At 72.2% G+C, this 14936-nt stretch carries 14 protein-coding genes; 12 read left to right on the forward strand and 2 right to left on the reverse strand.

Going from position 1 to position 14936, the window contains the following annotated elements; translation table 11 throughout:
• Positions 1-13 precede the first annotated feature (13 nt).
• The 12 genes from ACFUNE_RS29510 (at position 14) to ACFUNE_RS29565 (ending at position 12230) form a co-directional block, all read left to right on the forward strand.
• Positions 14-808, forward strand: a complete 795-nt coding sequence (locus tag ACFUNE_RS29510) for an aldose 1-epimerase (RefSeq protein ID WP_383574309.1) — start codon at positions 14-16, stop codon at positions 806-808.
• A gap of 30 nt (positions 809-838) precedes the next feature.
• On the forward strand, positions 839-1378 hold the full coding sequence (gene pyrE, locus ACFUNE_RS29515) for an orotate phosphoribosyltransferase (protein WP_383574311.1): 540 nt from the start codon (positions 839-841) through the stop codon (positions 1376-1378).
• Positions 1379-1544: 166 nt separating this feature from the next.
• On the forward strand, positions 1545-2576 hold the full coding sequence (fbaA, locus tag ACFUNE_RS29520) for a class II fructose-bisphosphate aldolase (RefSeq protein WP_383574313.1): 1032 nt from the start codon (positions 1545-1547) through the stop codon (positions 2574-2576).
• A gap of 82 nt (positions 2577-2658) precedes the next feature.
• Positions 2659-3819 carry a MalY/PatB family protein gene (locus ACFUNE_RS29525; RefSeq protein WP_383574315.1) on the forward strand — a complete coding sequence of 387 codons (1161 nt, stop codon included), beginning with the start codon at positions 2659-2661 and terminating at the stop codon, positions 3817-3819.
• 61 nt (positions 3820-3880) lie between these two features.
• Entirely contained in the window at positions 3881-5380 is a 1500-nt protein-coding gene (locus ACFUNE_RS29530) for an MFS transporter (protein WP_383574317.1), read from the forward strand.
• Between the two features lie 3 nt (positions 5381-5383).
• Positions 5384-5797, forward strand: coding sequence for a DUF3151 domain-containing protein (locus tag ACFUNE_RS29535; RefSeq protein WP_103515822.1), 414 nt, complete (start codon positions 5384-5386; stop codon positions 5795-5797).
• A 154-nt stretch (positions 5798-5951) separates the two neighbouring features.
• Entirely contained in the window at positions 5952-6800 is an 849-nt protein-coding gene (locus tag ACFUNE_RS29540; RefSeq protein WP_383574319.1) for a tryptophan 2,3-dioxygenase family protein, read from the forward strand.
• The gene (gene kynU, locus ACFUNE_RS29545) at positions 6793-7980 is read left to right on the forward strand and encodes a kynureninase (RefSeq protein ID WP_383574321.1); all 1188 of its coding nucleotides are present in this window, start codon (positions 6793-6795) and stop codon (positions 7978-7980) included. Before ACFUNE_RS29540 ends, kynU begins: the two co-directional genes overlap by 8 nt.
• Before the next feature lie 115 nt (positions 7981-8095).
• Positions 8096-8971, forward strand: a complete 876-nt coding sequence (locus tag ACFUNE_RS29550) for an alpha/beta hydrolase family protein (protein WP_383574323.1) — start codon at positions 8096-8098, stop codon at positions 8969-8971.
• 74 nt (positions 8972-9045) lie between these two features.
• Positions 9046-10350 (forward strand): histidine kinase, encoded by a 1305-nt coding sequence (locus ACFUNE_RS29555; protein WP_383574325.1) that lies wholly within the window; start codon positions 9046-9048, stop codon positions 10348-10350.
• Positions 10347-11015 carry a response regulator gene (locus tag ACFUNE_RS29560; protein ID WP_383574327.1) on the forward strand — a complete coding sequence of 223 codons (669 nt, stop codon included), beginning with the start codon at positions 10347-10349 and terminating at the stop codon, positions 11013-11015. The genes ACFUNE_RS29555 and ACFUNE_RS29560 overlap by 4 nt, the downstream gene beginning before the upstream one ends.
• Before the next feature lie 9 nt (positions 11016-11024).
• The gene (locus ACFUNE_RS29565) at positions 11025-12230 is read left to right on the forward strand and encodes a cytochrome P450 (RefSeq protein WP_383574329.1); all 1206 of its coding nucleotides are present in this window, start codon (positions 11025-11027) and stop codon (positions 12228-12230) included.
• A 31-nt stretch (positions 12231-12261) separates the two neighbouring features.
• Here ACFUNE_RS29565 and ACFUNE_RS29570 read toward each other — a convergent pair whose 3' ends face one another.
• A complete protein-coding gene (locus tag ACFUNE_RS29570) occupies positions 12262-13920 on the reverse strand; it encodes an ABC transporter permease (protein ID WP_383574331.1) in 1659 nt (552 codons plus the stop codon).
• On the reverse strand, positions 13917-14864 hold the full coding sequence (locus ACFUNE_RS29575; RefSeq protein WP_383574333.1) for an ATP-binding cassette domain-containing protein: 948 nt from the start codon (positions 14862-14864) through the stop codon (positions 13917-13919). The genes ACFUNE_RS29570 and ACFUNE_RS29575 overlap by 4 nt, the downstream gene beginning before the upstream one ends.
• Positions 14865-14936: the final 72 nt, after the last annotated feature.

The following is a 14936-nucleotide window of genomic DNA, read 5'->3' on the forward strand; positions in this document are numbered from 1 at the left end:
GTAGTGTCGGGGGGTGAGCAGAGTTGTGAAGAACGCCCGGCTGACCGCCGGCGACGTCGAATTGACCGTTGACCCCGTGAACGGCTGTCGGATCGGCAGCCTGCGGATCGGGGGCACCGAACTGCTGCGCCAAGGCGAGCGGTACGGCTGTTTCCCGATGGTGCCGTGGTGCGGCCGAACCGAGAACGGCCTGTTCCGCAATGGCGGCGAGCCGCATCAGATGCCGCTGAACTCCCCGCCGCACGCCATCCACGGCACCGGCCGCGACACCTCCTGGCAGCTCGCCCGGCAGAGCGACGCGGAAGCGGCCTTCTTCTACGATCTGGCCGACCCGTGGCCGTACGAGGGCCGGGTGACGCAGTCCTTCGAGCTGACCGAGGAGTCGCTGACCCTGAGCCTCGGCATCGAGACCTACGGGGACTCGTTCCCGGCGCAGGCCGGGTGGCACCCCTGGTTCCTCCGGAACCCCGGAGGCGAGGACGTGCGGATCGCCTTCGACGCGGCCTGGCAGGAGGAGCGGGGCGAGAACCACCTGCCGACCGGCCGCCGGATCGACCCCCTGCCCGGCCCGTGGGACGACTGCTTCGGGATGCCCGAGGGTGTCGAGGTGAAGCTCACCTGGCCCGGTCAGCTGGAGCTGACGGTCAGGAGCCGGGACGAATGGGTGGTGGTCTACGACGAGCAGGCCGAGGCGGTCTGCGTGGAGCCGCAGTCCGGTCCGCCCAACGGACTGAACACGGCCCCCCGGCTGGTGACGCCGATCGAGCCCCTGGAGATCACGACGACCTGGAGCTGGGTCCGGCTCTGACCCTCCGCGGCAGCCCTTACCCTCGTTGACATGACTGACGTACGCGCTGAGCTGCTCCAGCAGATCAAGGACAAGGCCGTGGTGCACGGCAAAGTGACCCTCTCCTCGGGTCTGGAAGCCGACTGGTACATCGACCTGCGCCGGATCACGCTGGACGGCAAGGCCGCGCCGCTGGTCGGCCAAGTGATGCTCGATGCCACCGCCGAGTTGGACTACGACTGCGTCGGCGGTCTGACGCTGGGCGCCGACCCGGTCGCCACCTCGATGCTGCACGGTTCGGCGGCGCGCGGGAAGAGCCTGGACGCGTTCGTCGTCCGCAAGGCGCAGAAGGCGCACGGGATGCAGCGCCGCATCGAGGGCACGGACGTCAAGGGCCGTCGCTGTCTCGTCGTCGAGGACACCTCGACGACCGGTGGCTCGCCGCTCACCGCGGTCGAAGCGGTGCGCGAGGCCGGCGGAGAGGTCGTGGCCGTCGCCGTGATCGTGGAGCGTGGTGCCGCTCCGGCGATCGCCGAAGCCGGTCTGCCCTACGTTCACGTCTACTCCGTGGCGGACCTCGACCTGGCCTGACCTGGGGCTTCGTCGAGGCGCTCCCCGTTTCACGTGAAACGGGGAGCGCTACTGCGACGGGCAGCGTCGAGCCGGAGCGAGAGTCTGGGAAGATGAGGGCGACGATGACGTCGCCCCCAGGTCAGGGACCAAGCCTGAACACCCGCACATCCCAAGGAGCGGACAGATGCCCATCGCAACCCCCGAGGTCTACGCCGAGATGCTCGACCGGGCGAAGGCAGGCAAGTTCGCCTACCCGGCCATCAATGTGACGTCGACCCAGACCCTGCACGCTGCACTGCGCGGCTTCGCGGAGGCGGAGAGCGACGGCATCGTCCAGATCTCCACCGGTGGTGCCGAATTCCTGGGCGGCCAGTACAACAAGGACATGGTGACGGGCGCCGTAGCCCTGGCCGAGTTCGCGCACATCGTCGCCGCCAAGTACGACATCACGGTCGCGCTGCACACCGACCACTGCCCCAAGGACAAGCTGGACACGTATGTGCGTCCGCTGATCGAGGTCTCCGCGGAGCGTGTCGCCAAGGGTCTGAACCCGCTGTTCCAGTCGCACATGTGGGACGGCTCGGCCGAGACCCTCGCCGACAACCTCTCCATCGGCCAGGAGCTGCTGGCCAAGGCCGCCGCCGCCAAGATCATCCTTGAGGTCGAGATCACCCCGACCGGTGGCGAGGAGGACGGCGTCACGCACGAGATCAACGACGAGCTGTACACGACCGTCGACGACGCGCTGCGTACCGCCGAGGCGCTCGGCCTGGGCGAGAAGGGCCGCTACCTGCTGGCAGCGTCCTTCGGCAACGTCCACGGCGTCTACAAGCCGGGCAACGTCGTCCTGCGCCCCGAGCTCCTCAAGGACCTCCAGCAGGGCGTCTCCGCGAAGTACGGCAAGCCCGCGGGGAGCCAGCCCTTCGACTTCGTCTTCCACGGTGGCTCGGGCTCGACCGCCGAGGAGATCGCCACCGCGCTGGAGAACGGTGTCGTGAAGATGAACCTCGACACCGACACCCAGTACGCCTTCACCCGCCCGGTCGCGGACCACATGTTCCGCAACTACGACGGTGTCCTGAAGGTCGACGGCGAGGTCGGCAACAAGAAGACCTACGACCCGCGCACGTGGGGCAAGGCCGCCGAGGCCGGCATGGCCGTGCGTGTCACCGAGGCGTGCGCCAACCTGCGCTCCTCGGGCACCAAGCTGAAGTAAGTACGTCACGGACGCAGGTGCGGGCCCGGTCTCCCTTCGGGGGGCCGGGCCCGCTCCATGTCCGAGGAGTGAGGGATCCGCTGTGAGCACGCCCGCGCGCTACGACTTCGACACCGTCATCGACCGCCGGGGCACCTGGTGCGTCCAGTGGGACGGCGTCGCCGACCGCTTCGGGGTGGACGGGCTGCTGCCCTTCACCATCTCGGACATGGACTTCGAGACCGCTCCCGAGGTGCTGGCAGCCCTGCGTGCCCGCCTGGACCACGGGGTCCTCGGCTACACCACCTGGCAGCAGGACGACTTCCTGTCCGCCGTCGCGCACTGGTACGAGACCCGGTACGGCACCGGCATCGACACGGGCCGGGTGGTCTACGGCCCGTCCGTGCTCAGCCAGCTCTCGCAACTGCTCCGGATGTGGACCGCCGAGGGCGAGGGCGTGGTCGTCCACACCCCGACGTACGACGGCTTCCGCAAGGCGGTGCTCGGGCTCGGGCGGGAGCTGCGGGGTGTGCCGGTGGGGGACACCGCCGCCCTCGAACGGGAGCTTGCGCGCGCCGACGCGAAGGTCCTGGTGCTGTGCTCGCCGCACAACCCCACGGGGCGGGTGTGGACGGAGACCGAGCTGCGCGAGACGGCCGCACTGGCCCACCGCTACGGGGTGGCGGTGATCAGCGACGAGATCCACGCGGACTTCGTGCACGACGGGTACGCGCACGTGCCCTTTGCCCGAGTGGCCGGTGACGGGCGCTGGGCCGTCATCACGTCCGCTTCGAAGTCCTTCAACTTTCCGGCGCTGACCGGTTCCTACGGGCTCATCGGGGACCCCGGGGACCGGACGGAGTATCTGCGCCGCATGGAGACGGGGGAAGGGCTCGCCTCGCCGGCGGTGCTGTCGCTGACCGCGCACATCGCGGCCTACCGCGAGGGCTCGGCATGGCTGGACGCGGTCCGCGCGTACACCGCGGGGAATCTGGCGATGGTCCGGGAGCGACTGGACACGGAACTTCCCGAGCTGGCCTGGGAGCCGCCGCAGGCCGGCTATCTGGCCTGGATCGACCTCCGTCCGCTGGGCGTGGACGACGAGGCGCTGCAGCGGGTGCTGATCGAGCGGGAGAGGGTCGCGATCATGCCCGGGGCGGTCTACGGGGCGCCGGGTTTCCTCCGTCTGAACGTGGGGTGCGCGCGGAGCAAGGCCGAGGCGGGGGTGGCGGCGCTGGTGCGGGCGGTGCGGGCCGTGGCCTGATCAGGGCCGGAACAGTCGTTCATGAATGGCCTCCCGGCCCGGCAGCGGTGATGCTGCTCCTATGACTGACGCGGACGGTGCGGACGGCGACGGGATCCGGGTTGCCTCGCCCGTGGGGCGCTGGGTCGTCCTGACCACCGTGCTGGGGTCCGCCATGGCGCTGCTCGACTCGACGGTCATCAATGTGGCCCTCCCCCGCATCGGCGAGGATCTCGGCACCGATCTGGCCGCGCTGCAGTGGACGGTCAACGCCTACATGCTCACCCTCGCCGGGCTGATCCTGCTGGGCGGGGCGCTCGGGGACCGCTTCGGGCGGCGGCGGGTGTTCGTCCTCGGAGTGATCTGGTTCGCCGTGGCCTCGCTGCTGTGCGGGATCGCGCCGAACGCTGAGGTGCTGATCGCCGCGAGGGCGTTGCAGGGGGTCGGGGGAGCGCTGCTCACCCCCGGTTCGCTGGCCATCATCCAGGCGAGCTTCCACCCCGACGACCGGGCCCGCGCCGTGGGGCTCTGGTCCGGGTTCGGCGGGGTCGGGGCGGCCGTCGGGCCGTTCCTCGGCGGGTGGCTCGTGGACGGGCCGGGGTGGCGGTGGGTGTTCCTCATCAATCTGCCGCTCGCGGCCGTCTGCGTGCCGGTGGCCCTGCGCCACGTGCCGGAGTCCCGGGATCCCGACGCCCACGGCCGGTTCGACGTGCTCGGGGCCGCCCTCGCCGCGCTCGCGCTCGCCCTGGTCACCTACGCGCTGATCGAGGTGCCGGAGCAGGGCGCCTCCGTCATGGTGATCGGTGCGGCTCTCGGCGGGGTGCTCCTCGGAGTGGCCTTCGTGCAGGTGGAGCGGCACCGGGCCGACCCCATGGTGCCGCCGTCGATCTTCGCGTCGCGCCAGTTCACGGCCGTCAACATCGTGACGTTCTGTGTGTACGCGGCCTTCGGCGGGTTCTTCTTCCTGTCCGCGATCCAGCTCCAGGTGGTCGCCGGCTACTCGGCGCTCGGCGCGGGCACCGCGCTCCTGCCCACGACGGTGCTGATGCTGCTCTTCTCCGCGTCCGCCGGTGACCTCGGCCGGCGTATCGGGCCCCGCATCCCGCTCACCGTGGGCCCGCTGCTGGCCGCCGCCGGGATGCTCCTGATGCTGAGGGTCGGTCCCGGCGCCTCCTACCTGACGGACGTCCTGCCCGCCGTGATGGTGCTGGGGCTCGGCATGGTCACCCTCGTGGCCCCGCTCACCGCGACCGTCCTGGCCGCCGTGGAGACCGGCCGGGCCGGTCTCGCCAGCGGCATCAACAACGCCGCCGCGCGGGCCGCCGGACTCCTCGCGGTGGCCGCCCTCCCGCTGCTGGCGGGGATGGGCCCGGAGGCGTACCGCGACGCGGGGGAGTTCGCCTCGACGTTCCGGCGGGCGATGCCGATGTGCGCCGGGCTGCTGGTGGCGGGCTCGGTGATCGCGTGGTGGGCCGTGCGGACGGTTCCCGCGGCCCGTGCGGAGCCCCGTCCGGCGTGCACGACGCACTGCGGGGTGACGGCCCCGCCCTTGGAACCGGACCCCCGGCCCAGGCACACTTGAACCATGTCCATCCACGAGAACCTGCTCGGGGGCCCCGCCCCGACCCACCTGCCCGACGACCCGGAGCCGCGCGAGCTGCTCGCGGCCGGCACGGCGCCCGCCGATGTCGCCGCGAAGTACCCCACGTCCTCGCTGGCCTGGGCGCAGCTCGCCGACGAGGCGTACGAGGGCGGCCGGGTCATCGAGTCGTACGCCTACGCCCGCACCGGCTACCACCGCGGCCTGGACGCCCTGCGCCGCGCGGGCTGGAAGGGCCACGGCCCCGTCCCGTTCGAGCACGAGCCGAACCGCGGCTTCCTGCGGGCCCTGCACGCCCTCGCGCGCGCCGCGCAGTCGATCGGCGAGCAGGAGGAGTACGAGCGCTGCTCGTCGTTCCTGCGCGACTCCTCGCAGACCGCCGCCGACACCCTGGGCTGAGACGCTCCAGGCTTCCGGGCCCCGCGGGCAGCAGCCCGCGGGGCCCGACGCGTTCCGCGGAAGGCCGTTAGGATGCCGAGCAGGGGACCGGAGCTCCACCACCTCAGAGGAAGGGGCGGACCGCTACCCGGAAGCTCGTGTCGAGGAGACAGAAATGTCGACGAACCACCCCGACCCCGAAGCCACCGGTGCGGAGACCCCGCACCTGGACTTCGCGGGAACGACTCCGTACGAGGACTATGTCCAGGCGGATGTCCTGACCCACCTCCAGCACCTGCGCTCCGACGATCCCGGCGAGATGGTCTTCCTCGTCACCACCCAGGTCATGGAGCTGTGGTTCACGGTCATCGTCCATGAGTGGGAGACGGCGGCGCACGCCCTGCGCGAGGACCGCATACCGGTCGCCCGGGACGCGCTGAAGCGCTCGCTGCGGGAGCTGGAGGCGCTGAACGCCTCCTGGAAGCCGCTCGCCGGTCTGACCCCCGCCCAGTTCAACTCCTACCGCGGCTCGCTCGGCGAGGGGTCCGGCTTCCAGTCGGCGATGTACCGCCGGATGGAATTCCTGCTGGGCGACAAGTCCGCGTCCATGCTCGTGCCGCACCGGGGCGCGCCCCGTGTCCACGCCGAGCTGGAGAAGGCGCTCCACGAGCCCGGTCTGTACGACGAGACGCTCGCCCTGCTCGCCCGCCGTGGATACGCCGTGCCGCGGTCGGTGCTGCGGAGGGACCTGTCGCAGAAGTACGAGCCGTCCCCCGCGGTCGAGGCAGTCTGGGCGGAGATCTACGCCGCCCCGGACCAGAACGACGAGCTCGTGCGGCTCGGCGAGGTGCTGACCGATGTCGGCGAGCTGGTGTGGCGCTGGCGCAACGACCACCTGACCGCCACCCGCCGGGCGATGGGGTCGAAGACCGGGACCGGCGGATCCGCCGGGGTCGCCTGGCTGGAGAAGCGGGCCACCAAGAGCGTGTTCCCCGAGCTGTGGACGGCGCGTAGCCATGTCTGACTTCAAGGAGCGCGCCGAGGCGCTCGACACCGCCGACGAACTGGCCGCGCTGCGCGAGCTGTTCACCCTCGACGACACCGTCTACCTCGACGGGAACTCGCTGGGCGCGCTGCCCCGGCACGTGCCCGCGCGCATGCAGGACGTCCTCACCCGGGAGTGGGGCGCGCTGCGCATCCGCTCCTGGGACGAGAGCGGCTGGTGGACCGCGCCCGAGCGGATCGGCGACCGGATCGCCCCGCTGGTCGGGGCGGCCGCGGGACAGGTCGTGGTGGGCGACTCCACCAGCGTGAACGTCTTCAAGGCCGTCGTCGCGGCGACCAGGCTCGCGGGCGAGGGGCGCGACGAGATCCTCGTCGACGCGACGACCTTCCCCACGGACGGGTACATCGCCGGGTCGGCGGCCCGTATGACGGGCCACCGCGTCGTCCCGGTCGCCCCGTCCGACGTGCCGGCCGCGCTCGGGCCGCGGACGGCGGCGGTCCTCCTGAACCACGTGGACTACCGCACGGGCAGGCTCCACGACCTTCCCGGCCTCACCGCCGCCGCCCACGGGGCGGGGGCGCTCGCCGTCTGGGACCTGTGCCACAGCGCGGGCGCCCTGCCGGTGGGACTCGACGCGCACGGAGTCGACCTGGCCGTCGGCTGCACGTACAAGTACCTGAACGGCGGCCCGGGTTCGCCGGCCTACCTGTACGTCGCCGAGCGCCATCAGGGGGCTTTCGACTCACCCCTGCCCGGGTGGACCTCGCACGCCGATCCGTTCGCGATGACCCCCGGGTACGCCCCGGCGGACGGTTCCGTGCGGGGCCGGGTCGGCACGCCGGACATCCTGTCCATGCTGGCCCTGGAGGCGGCCCTGGACGTGTGGGACGGCGTGCCGGTGGAGGCCGTACGGGCCAAGTCCCTGGCGCTGACGGACTTCTTCCTGGAGTGCGTCGCCGCCTACGTCCCCGAGGGCCGGGTCACCTCGGTCACCCCCGTCTCCCACGCGGAGCGCGGAAGCCAGGTCTCGCTGCGGTGCGACGGCGCCGGGGAAGTGATGCGTGTGCTCATCGAGCGCGGCGTCGTCGGCGACCTGCGCCGTCCGGACGTCCTGCGCTTCGGTTTCACCCCGCTGTACGTCGGTTTCGCCGACGCCGAGCGGGCGGCGCGCATCCTCTCGGAGGTGCTCGCCGTCTGAGCGTCCCCGGCCGCACGGGTCCGCGCTCCGGGCCCGTGCGGCGGCGCTCCGCCGTACTGGTACCGTCCCCGCAGGTCAGTCCAGTTGGGCACAGGCGTAGGACGGTTGGAGCAGCATGTCGGATTCTGCCGCGCGTGATCGCGAAGCCGCCGAGACCGAGTCGGCGTTCGCCCACCCGGTGGTCGCCCCCGACGGGTCCGCGGCCTATGGGAGCCACCCCGACCAGGTGATCGACTTCTTCGCCCCGCGGGACGGCCGGGCCGGGGCTCCCCTCGTCGTGCTCCTGCACGGCGGTGCCTGGCGGGCACCGTACGACCGGCAGCACGTGTCGCCGTTCGCGGACTTCCTCGCGCGTCGCGGCTTCGCCGTCGCCAGTGTCGAGTACCGGCGCGGTGGTGAGATCCCGCAGCAGGGTGCGGCGGGCCCGGTCGCGGGCCGCTGGCCCGAGACCTTCGACGACGTGGCGGCGGCGATGGACGCGCTGCCGGCGCTGGTGGCCCGCGAGCTGCCGGGGGCGGATCCGCGCAAGACGGTGGTCACCGGCCACTCGGCGGGCGGGCAGCTCGCCCTGTGGGCCGCCGCCCGGCACGTGCTCCCGGAGGGCTCGCCATGGCGGCTGCCCGCAGCGCCGCCGCTGCGCGGCGTGGTCGCGCTGGCGCCCATCGGGGACTTCGCGAGCGCGGTGGAGCTGGACGTCTGCTCGGGTGCGCTGCACCAACTCCTCGGCGGGAAAGAAGACTTCGAGGCGCGGAGCGCTCACGTGGATCCGGCCCTGCTGCTGCCGACCGGGATCGCGACGGCCGTAGTCCAGGGGGTGGAGGACACCACCGTGCCGCCGGCCGTCACGGAGGCGTTCGTGGACGCCGCGGCGAAGGCCGGGGAGATGGTGGGGCTGACGCTGCTGGACGGGATCGGGCACTTTCCCCTGATCGACCCGGCGGCGGACGCCTGCGCGGTGGTGGCCGAGGAGATCGCCCAGCTGGCCTGGTAGTACTTGCGACGGACGGCCAGGGATCCGCATCACTGGTGACGACCGGAGCACGGGGCGCGGCCTACCGTGGAAGCGTGACCGAGACCAAGACCAGAAGCCCCGAGTTCCGGCTGGCCGCAGGGGCGATAGGCGGCCTGCGGCAGGACCTCTTCCACCATGTCTTCGACTACCGGCCGCTCGGGCCGCTCGGCACGGACGGACCGGTGATCCGCCGGCTGCCGAAGCCGGTCCGGACGCGGGCCGTCTGGTTCCCGCACGCGGTGGTGGGCGGCGTCGCGCTGATCGCGCTGCTCGAAGGCGTCTTCGCGTCGAACTACTACTCCCCGTTCGGGATCGCGACCGTGATCACCGCGTTCCTTCCGGCCGCCACGCTGCTGATGACGCTGGTCCGCCCCGTCCTCGCGTTCTGGGTGTCGATCGTCGCGACCCCGGTGGTGGCCGTCGTGGGCAGCGGCGACTGGCCCTGGCAGCCGAACGCCTTCGTCTGCCACCTCGGCGTGCTGGTCGTGGTCGCGGCGAGGACCCGGCCCCGTACAGCCGGCTGGATGTGGCTGATCACCCTGCTCGTCGGGAGCCTCCTGGGGAATCTGGGTCCCGGCTTCTCCAACACCGCGCCGATGGCCGTCACCTCGGCGTTCGCCCTGCTCCTCGTCGCCATGGTGCAGGTGCGCCGTGAGGCCGAGCGGGAGGTGATCGTGCAGCGCACCGTCACCGCCGTCGAGCGGGACCGGCGCACGCTCCTGGAGGAGCGCACCACCATCGCCCGCGAGCTGCACGACGTCGTCGCCCACCACATGTCGGTCGTCGCCATCCAGGCCGAGGCGGCGCCGTACCGGGTGGAGAACCCGCCGCCCGAGCTGGAACAGGCCTTCCTCACCATCCGGGAGAACGCCGTGGCCGCCCTCACCGAGCTGCGCCGCGTCCTCGGTGTCGTACGCGCCGACGACTACGAGGTGCCGAACGCCCCGCAGCCCACCCTCGCGGCGCTGGACCGGCTGCTGGACAACGTCCGGGAGGCGGGCCTGGAGACGGAGAAGACTGTCACCGGCGCGGTGCGGGAGCTCCCCCAGGGCGTCGAGCTGTCGGCGTACCGGATCGTGCAGGAGGCGCTGAGCAACACGCTCCGGCACGCTCCGGGCGCCGCCGCCAAGGTGGAGATCGGCTACGTGCTCGGCGGGCTCGGGGTGCGCGTCGTCAACGGCCCCGCGCGGGGGCTGGTCAAGCCGTCGCCGGGGGCCGGTCACGGAATCACGGGGATGCGGGAGCGGGTCGCGATGCTGAACGGCGAGATGACCGCGGGGGCGACGGAGGACGGCGGGTACGAGGTCGCCGTGTTCCTGCCCGTACCGGCTCAGCGCGACGGTGGTGAGGACGCGTGAGCGCCTCGCCCATCCGGGTGCTGATCGTCGACGACCAGATGATGGTCCGCGAAGGCTTCTCCGTGCTGCTCAACGCCATGCCCGGCATCGAGGTCGTGGGAGAGGCCGTCGACGGGCGGCAGGCCGTCTCGCAGGTCGCCGCCCTACGGCCCGACGTGGTGCTGATGGACATCCGGATGCCGGAGCTCAACGGCATCGAGGCGACCCGTGAGATCGTCGCCGCCGACGCGGACGCCAAGGTGCTCGTCCTGACCACGTTCGACCTCGACGAGTACGTGTACCAGGCCCTGCGGGCCGGCGCCTCGGGCTTCCTCCTGAAGGACGCCTCGGCGAGGCAGCTGGCCGAGGGCGTGCGGGTGGTGGCGTCCGGCGAGGCGCTGCTCGCCCCGACGGTGACCCGGCGGCTGATCACCGAGTTCTCGAAGATCGCCGAGGCGCCGCGGCCGCCCGCCATGGCCAGGATCGGTGACCTCACCGAGCGGGAGACCGAGGTTCTGGTGCTCATCGCACAGGGGCTGTCGAACCTGGAGATCGCCTCCCACCTGGTGGTCGCCGAGTCGACCATCAAGACGCACGTCAGCCGCGTCCTGGTGAAGCTCGGGCTGCGGGACCGGACCCAGGCCGCCGTGTTCGCGTACGAGGCGCGGCTGGTCACGCCCGGATAGCGTCGGCCCATGCACGTGTCCTTCGACCCCTGGTCCCCGGCGTTCGTCGCCGATCCGTACCCCGCCTACGCCGCGCTGCGCGCCACCGGCCGGGCGCACTACTTCGAGCCGACGCGGCAGTGGCTCGTCCCGCACTACTCCGACGTGTCCGGGCTGCTGCGCGACCGGCGGCTGGGGCGGACCTACCTCCACCGCTTCGGCCACGACGAGTTCGGTGTCACCGGGCCGCCCCCGGCACACGAGCCGTTCCACACGCTCAACGGGAACGGGATCCTCGATCTGGAGGCCCCCGACCACACCCGGATCCGGCGGCTGGTCGCCAAGGCGTTCACGCCCCGCAGGGTCGAGGCGCTCGCCCCGACCGTGGAGCGGCTGGCAGCCGGGCTCGTCGACGACTTCGTCGCGGCGGGCGGCGGCGACCTCCTGAGCGCGGTCGCGGAGCCCCTGCCGGTCGCCGTCATCGCCGAGATGCTGGGCGTCCCGGAGGCCGACCGGGGGCTGCTGCGGCCGTGGTCGGCGGCGATCTGCGGGATGTTCGAGCTGAACCCGCCGGAGGAGAGCGCACAGGCCGCGGTGCGGGCCTCCGTCGAGTTCTCCGCGTATCTGCGCGGACTGATCGAGGCGCGGCGCGCGGATCCGGGGGCGGACCTGATCTCCGGCCTCATCGCCGCCCACGACGACGAGGACCGGCTGACCGAGCAGGAGATCATCTCCACCTGCGTGCTGCTGCTCAACGCCGGTCACGAGGCGACCGTCAACGCCACCGCCAACAGCTGGTGGATGCTCTTCCGGCACCCGGAGCAACTGGCCGCCCTGCGCGCGGACCACGGCATGCTGCCGACCGCGGTGGAGGAGCTGCTGCGCTACGACACCCCGGTGCCCATGTTCGCGCGGTGGGTCCTGGACGACATCGAGATCGACGGCACCGTCATCCCGCGCGGTGCGCAGGTCGCCCTGCTCTTCGCGTCGGCCAACCGGGACCCGGAGCGCTTCGCCGACGCGGAGACGCTGGACCTCTCCCGTCAGGACAACCCGCACATCTCCTTCGGGGCGGGCATCCACTACTGCCTGGGCGCTCCGCTGGCCCGCCTCGAACTGCACGCCTCCTTCGGTGAGCTGCTCCGCAGGGCGCCGGGCATGCGGCTGGTGGCCGAGCCGGAGTGGAACCCCGGCTATGTGATCCGGGGGCTGCGGGAGCTGCTGGTCGAGATCTGAGGCGCGGGACCCGGGCCCCCGGAGGCCGGCCCTACTTGGTCAGCAGGTCCCGCCGCCGGAAACCCTCCAGGCCGAGCAGGATCAGGGCGGCGGCGACCGCGGTGAGGACGGCCAGGGGCGTCCACTCCATGGGGGCCGCGGGCAGCCGCGGGACGTGGCCGAAGGGGGACAGGTCGTTCATCCGGTCGGGGAACCCGAGCAGTTGGCCCAGATAGCCGGTCACGAACGCGTACACCGGGACCGCCCACGCTGCCTGGACCGCCCGGGGCAGCCAGCCGAACAGGACCGCGGCCACCCCGGCGGTGACCCAGAGCGCGGGTGCGTAGGCGAGTGCCGCGCCCGTCAGGGAGAGCACCAGCCCGGGGTCGCCGGTGGACGCCGCACCAAGGACACCGATCCCGATCCCCGCGGACACCAGCAGGGCGGTGCCGCCCGCGAGGGCGACCGTGAGATGGCTCCCCATCCACCGGGCACGGGACAGGCCGGTCGCCAGGAGGGGTTCGGCGCGGCCAGCGTTCTCCTCCGCCCGGGGGCGCAGGGTCGCCATGACCACGTACACGGAGGCCACGACGGCGAGGATCACCATGATCATCGAGGCGAACGACTCGGCCGTGCTCGCGCCTCCGGTCCTCCGGAGCGCGTCCTGGATCTGGTCGATGCCCTTCAGCATGTCGTCGGCCTCGCCGAGGATCGACCCGTACATCGCGCCCATCACGAACAGGCCCGCACCGAATCCCGCCAGCACGGAGCGGTGCAGCCGCAGCGCGAATCCCAGGGGCCGGAGCAGCGCGCCGGACGCCGTCGGGCTGCCGGGCCGGGCGGCGCGCAGCCCCGCGCCCACGTCGCGCCGCGTCGACAGCACGAATCCGGTGCCGGCGCAGAGGACGGCGAGTGCCGCGCAGAGCAGCAGCGGCCACCAGCGGTTGTCCACGTAGGGGTAGGTGCGCTGGATCCAGCCGATCGGGGAGAGCCAGGAGAGCGCGTCGTTCCCGCCCGCGTCACCGGCGGCGCGCAGGACGTAGGCGGCCCCGACGACGGCCAGTGCCATGCCGGACGCGCCCCGGGTGTGGGCGGTGATCTGTGTGGTGATCGCGGCGACACCCGCGAAGACGAGGCCGACGGCCGCGTGCGCGAGGCCGTAGAGCACCGCGCCCGTCGCGCCGCCCGGGGCCAGGTCCATGGCCCCGAGTCCGGCGGCGAGCAGAGCCGCGAGTGCGAGGTCGGCGATCAGCGCGACCCAGAGCGCGGCGGCCAGGTGCGCGTGGCGTCCGACGACGGTCGAGCGGACCAGCTCGGCGCGGTTGGTCTCCTCCTCGTCGCGGGTGTGCCGGGTGACGACCAGGACGCTCATGAGCCCCGTCAGCACGGCGACGAAGCCGAGCATCTGGTGGCCCAGCATCGAGCCGAAGGTGTAGTCGTCCAGATAGTGCGCGGGTCCGGTCATGGCGAGCCCGGCGGGGCTGTCCATGGTGGTGACCACGGAGGCGCGGTCCTCGGGGGCGGCGTAGAGCGTCCTGAACTTGTCGGCCGTGGAGAGCGTGCCGAGGAACAGCGCGAGGACCCACACGGGCAGCCGGACGCGGTCCCTGCGCAGGTTGAACCGGACGAGGGCGCGGGTCCCGGCCAGTGCTCCCGGGCCGGCGAGGGCCCGGGCCGCCGAAGGGGTCCGGGTGGCGGTCGCCGTGGTCATCGCGCCTCCCGGGAGGCGGCTCCACCGTGGCCGTTGGCGGCGAGCTCGTCGCCGTAGTGGCGGAGCATGAGCTCCTCCAGGGTCGGCGGATGGCTGACCAGGCTGCGCACACCGAATTCGGCGAGCTTGCTCACGGCTGCGTCGAGGTGACCGCCGTCCACGGCGAACCGCACCCGGCCCCCGCCGCCGGCACCGTCGTCGGTGATCTCCACGGAGTGCACCCCGGGCAGCCCGTCGAGCCCGCCGGCGGGTCGGGCCGTCTCGGCCTCGATCGTCGTACGCGTGAGGTGCCGCATCTCGCTCAGCGACCCGGACTGCACGGTCCTGCCGAGCCGGACGATGCTGACCCGGTCGGCCAGTCGCTCGACCTGGGCCAGGATGTGGCTGGAGAGCAGCACGGTCCTGCCCGCGGCCTTCGCCTCCAGGACGACGTCCTGGAAGACCACCTCCATGAGCGGGTCGAGTCCCGCCGTCGGCTCGTCCAGGAGCAGGAGCTCCGCGTCGGAGGCCAGGGCGGCGACGATGGCCACCTTCTGGCGGTTGCCCTTGGAGTAGGCGCGGCCCTTCTTCGTCGGGTCGAGGCCGAAGCGCTCGATCAGCTCGTCGCGGCGCCGCTTGTCGGCCCCGCCGCGCAGGTGGGACAGCAGACCGATGGCCTCCCCGCCGGTGAGGCCCGGCCACAGTTCCACGTCGCCGGGTACGTAGGCCAGGCGCCGGTGCAGCTCGACGGCGTCGTGCCACGGATCCTTCCCGAGCAGCTGGGCCGCGCCCGAATCGGGGCGCAGCAGGCCCAGCAGGACCCTGATGGCGGTGGATTTCCCGGCGCCGTTGGGACCGAGGAGCCCGTGGACCTCACCCGTCTCGACGGTGAGGTCGAGGCCGTCCAGCGCGTGCGTCCGCCCGAACGACTTGTGCAGCCCGGCGACGGTGATTGCCTTCGTCATGTTTCTGAAAGTACGCTCACTTCACAAAGTTGTGAAGTTAAGGAAGCGTATAAAGTCGTGCCGTGATCGGAG

The organism is Streptomyces sp. NPDC057287 (genome assembly GCF_042667905.1).
Taxonomy (GTDB): domain Bacteria; phylum Actinomycetota; class Actinomycetes; order Streptomycetales; family Streptomycetaceae; genus Streptomyces.

What these genes read in the sequence shown, in the direction of transcription:
- ACFUNE_RS29535 (WP_103515822.1), top strand. Translation starts at nt 5,384, where the DNA reads ATGTCCATCCACGAGAACCTGCTCGGGGGCCCCGCCCCGACCCACCTG.
- fbaA (WP_383574313.1), top strand. Translation starts at nt 1,545, where the DNA reads ATGCCCATCGCAACCCCCGAGGTCTACGCCGAGATGCTCGACCGGGCG.
- ACFUNE_RS29565 (WP_383574329.1), top strand. Translation starts at nt 11,025, where the DNA reads ATGCACGTGTCCTTCGACCCCTGGTCCCCGGCGTTCGTCGCCGATCCG.
- ACFUNE_RS29575 (WP_383574333.1), bottom strand. Translation starts at nt 14,864, where the DNA reads ATGACGAAGGCAATCACCGTCGCCGGGCTGCACAAGTCGTTCGGGCGG.
- ACFUNE_RS29550 (WP_383574323.1), top strand. Translation starts at nt 8,096, where the DNA reads ATGTCGGATTCTGCCGCGCGTGATCGCGAAGCCGCCGAGACCGAGTCG.
- pyrE (WP_383574311.1), top strand. Translation starts at nt 839, where the DNA reads ATGACTGACGTACGCGCTGAGCTGCTCCAGCAGATCAAGGACAAGGCC.
- ACFUNE_RS29540 (WP_383574319.1), top strand. Translation starts at nt 5,952, where the DNA reads ATGTCGACGAACCACCCCGACCCCGAAGCCACCGGTGCGGAGACCCCG.
- ACFUNE_RS29530 (WP_383574317.1), top strand. Translation starts at nt 3,881, where the DNA reads ATGACTGACGCGGACGGTGCGGACGGCGACGGGATCCGGGTTGCCTCG.
- ACFUNE_RS29570 (WP_383574331.1), bottom strand. Translation starts at nt 13,920, where the DNA reads ATGACCACGGCGACCGCCACCCGGACCCCTTCGGCGGCCCGGGCCCTC.
- kynU (WP_383574321.1), top strand. Translation starts at nt 6,793, where the DNA reads ATGTCTGACTTCAAGGAGCGCGCCGAGGCGCTCGACACCGCCGACGAA.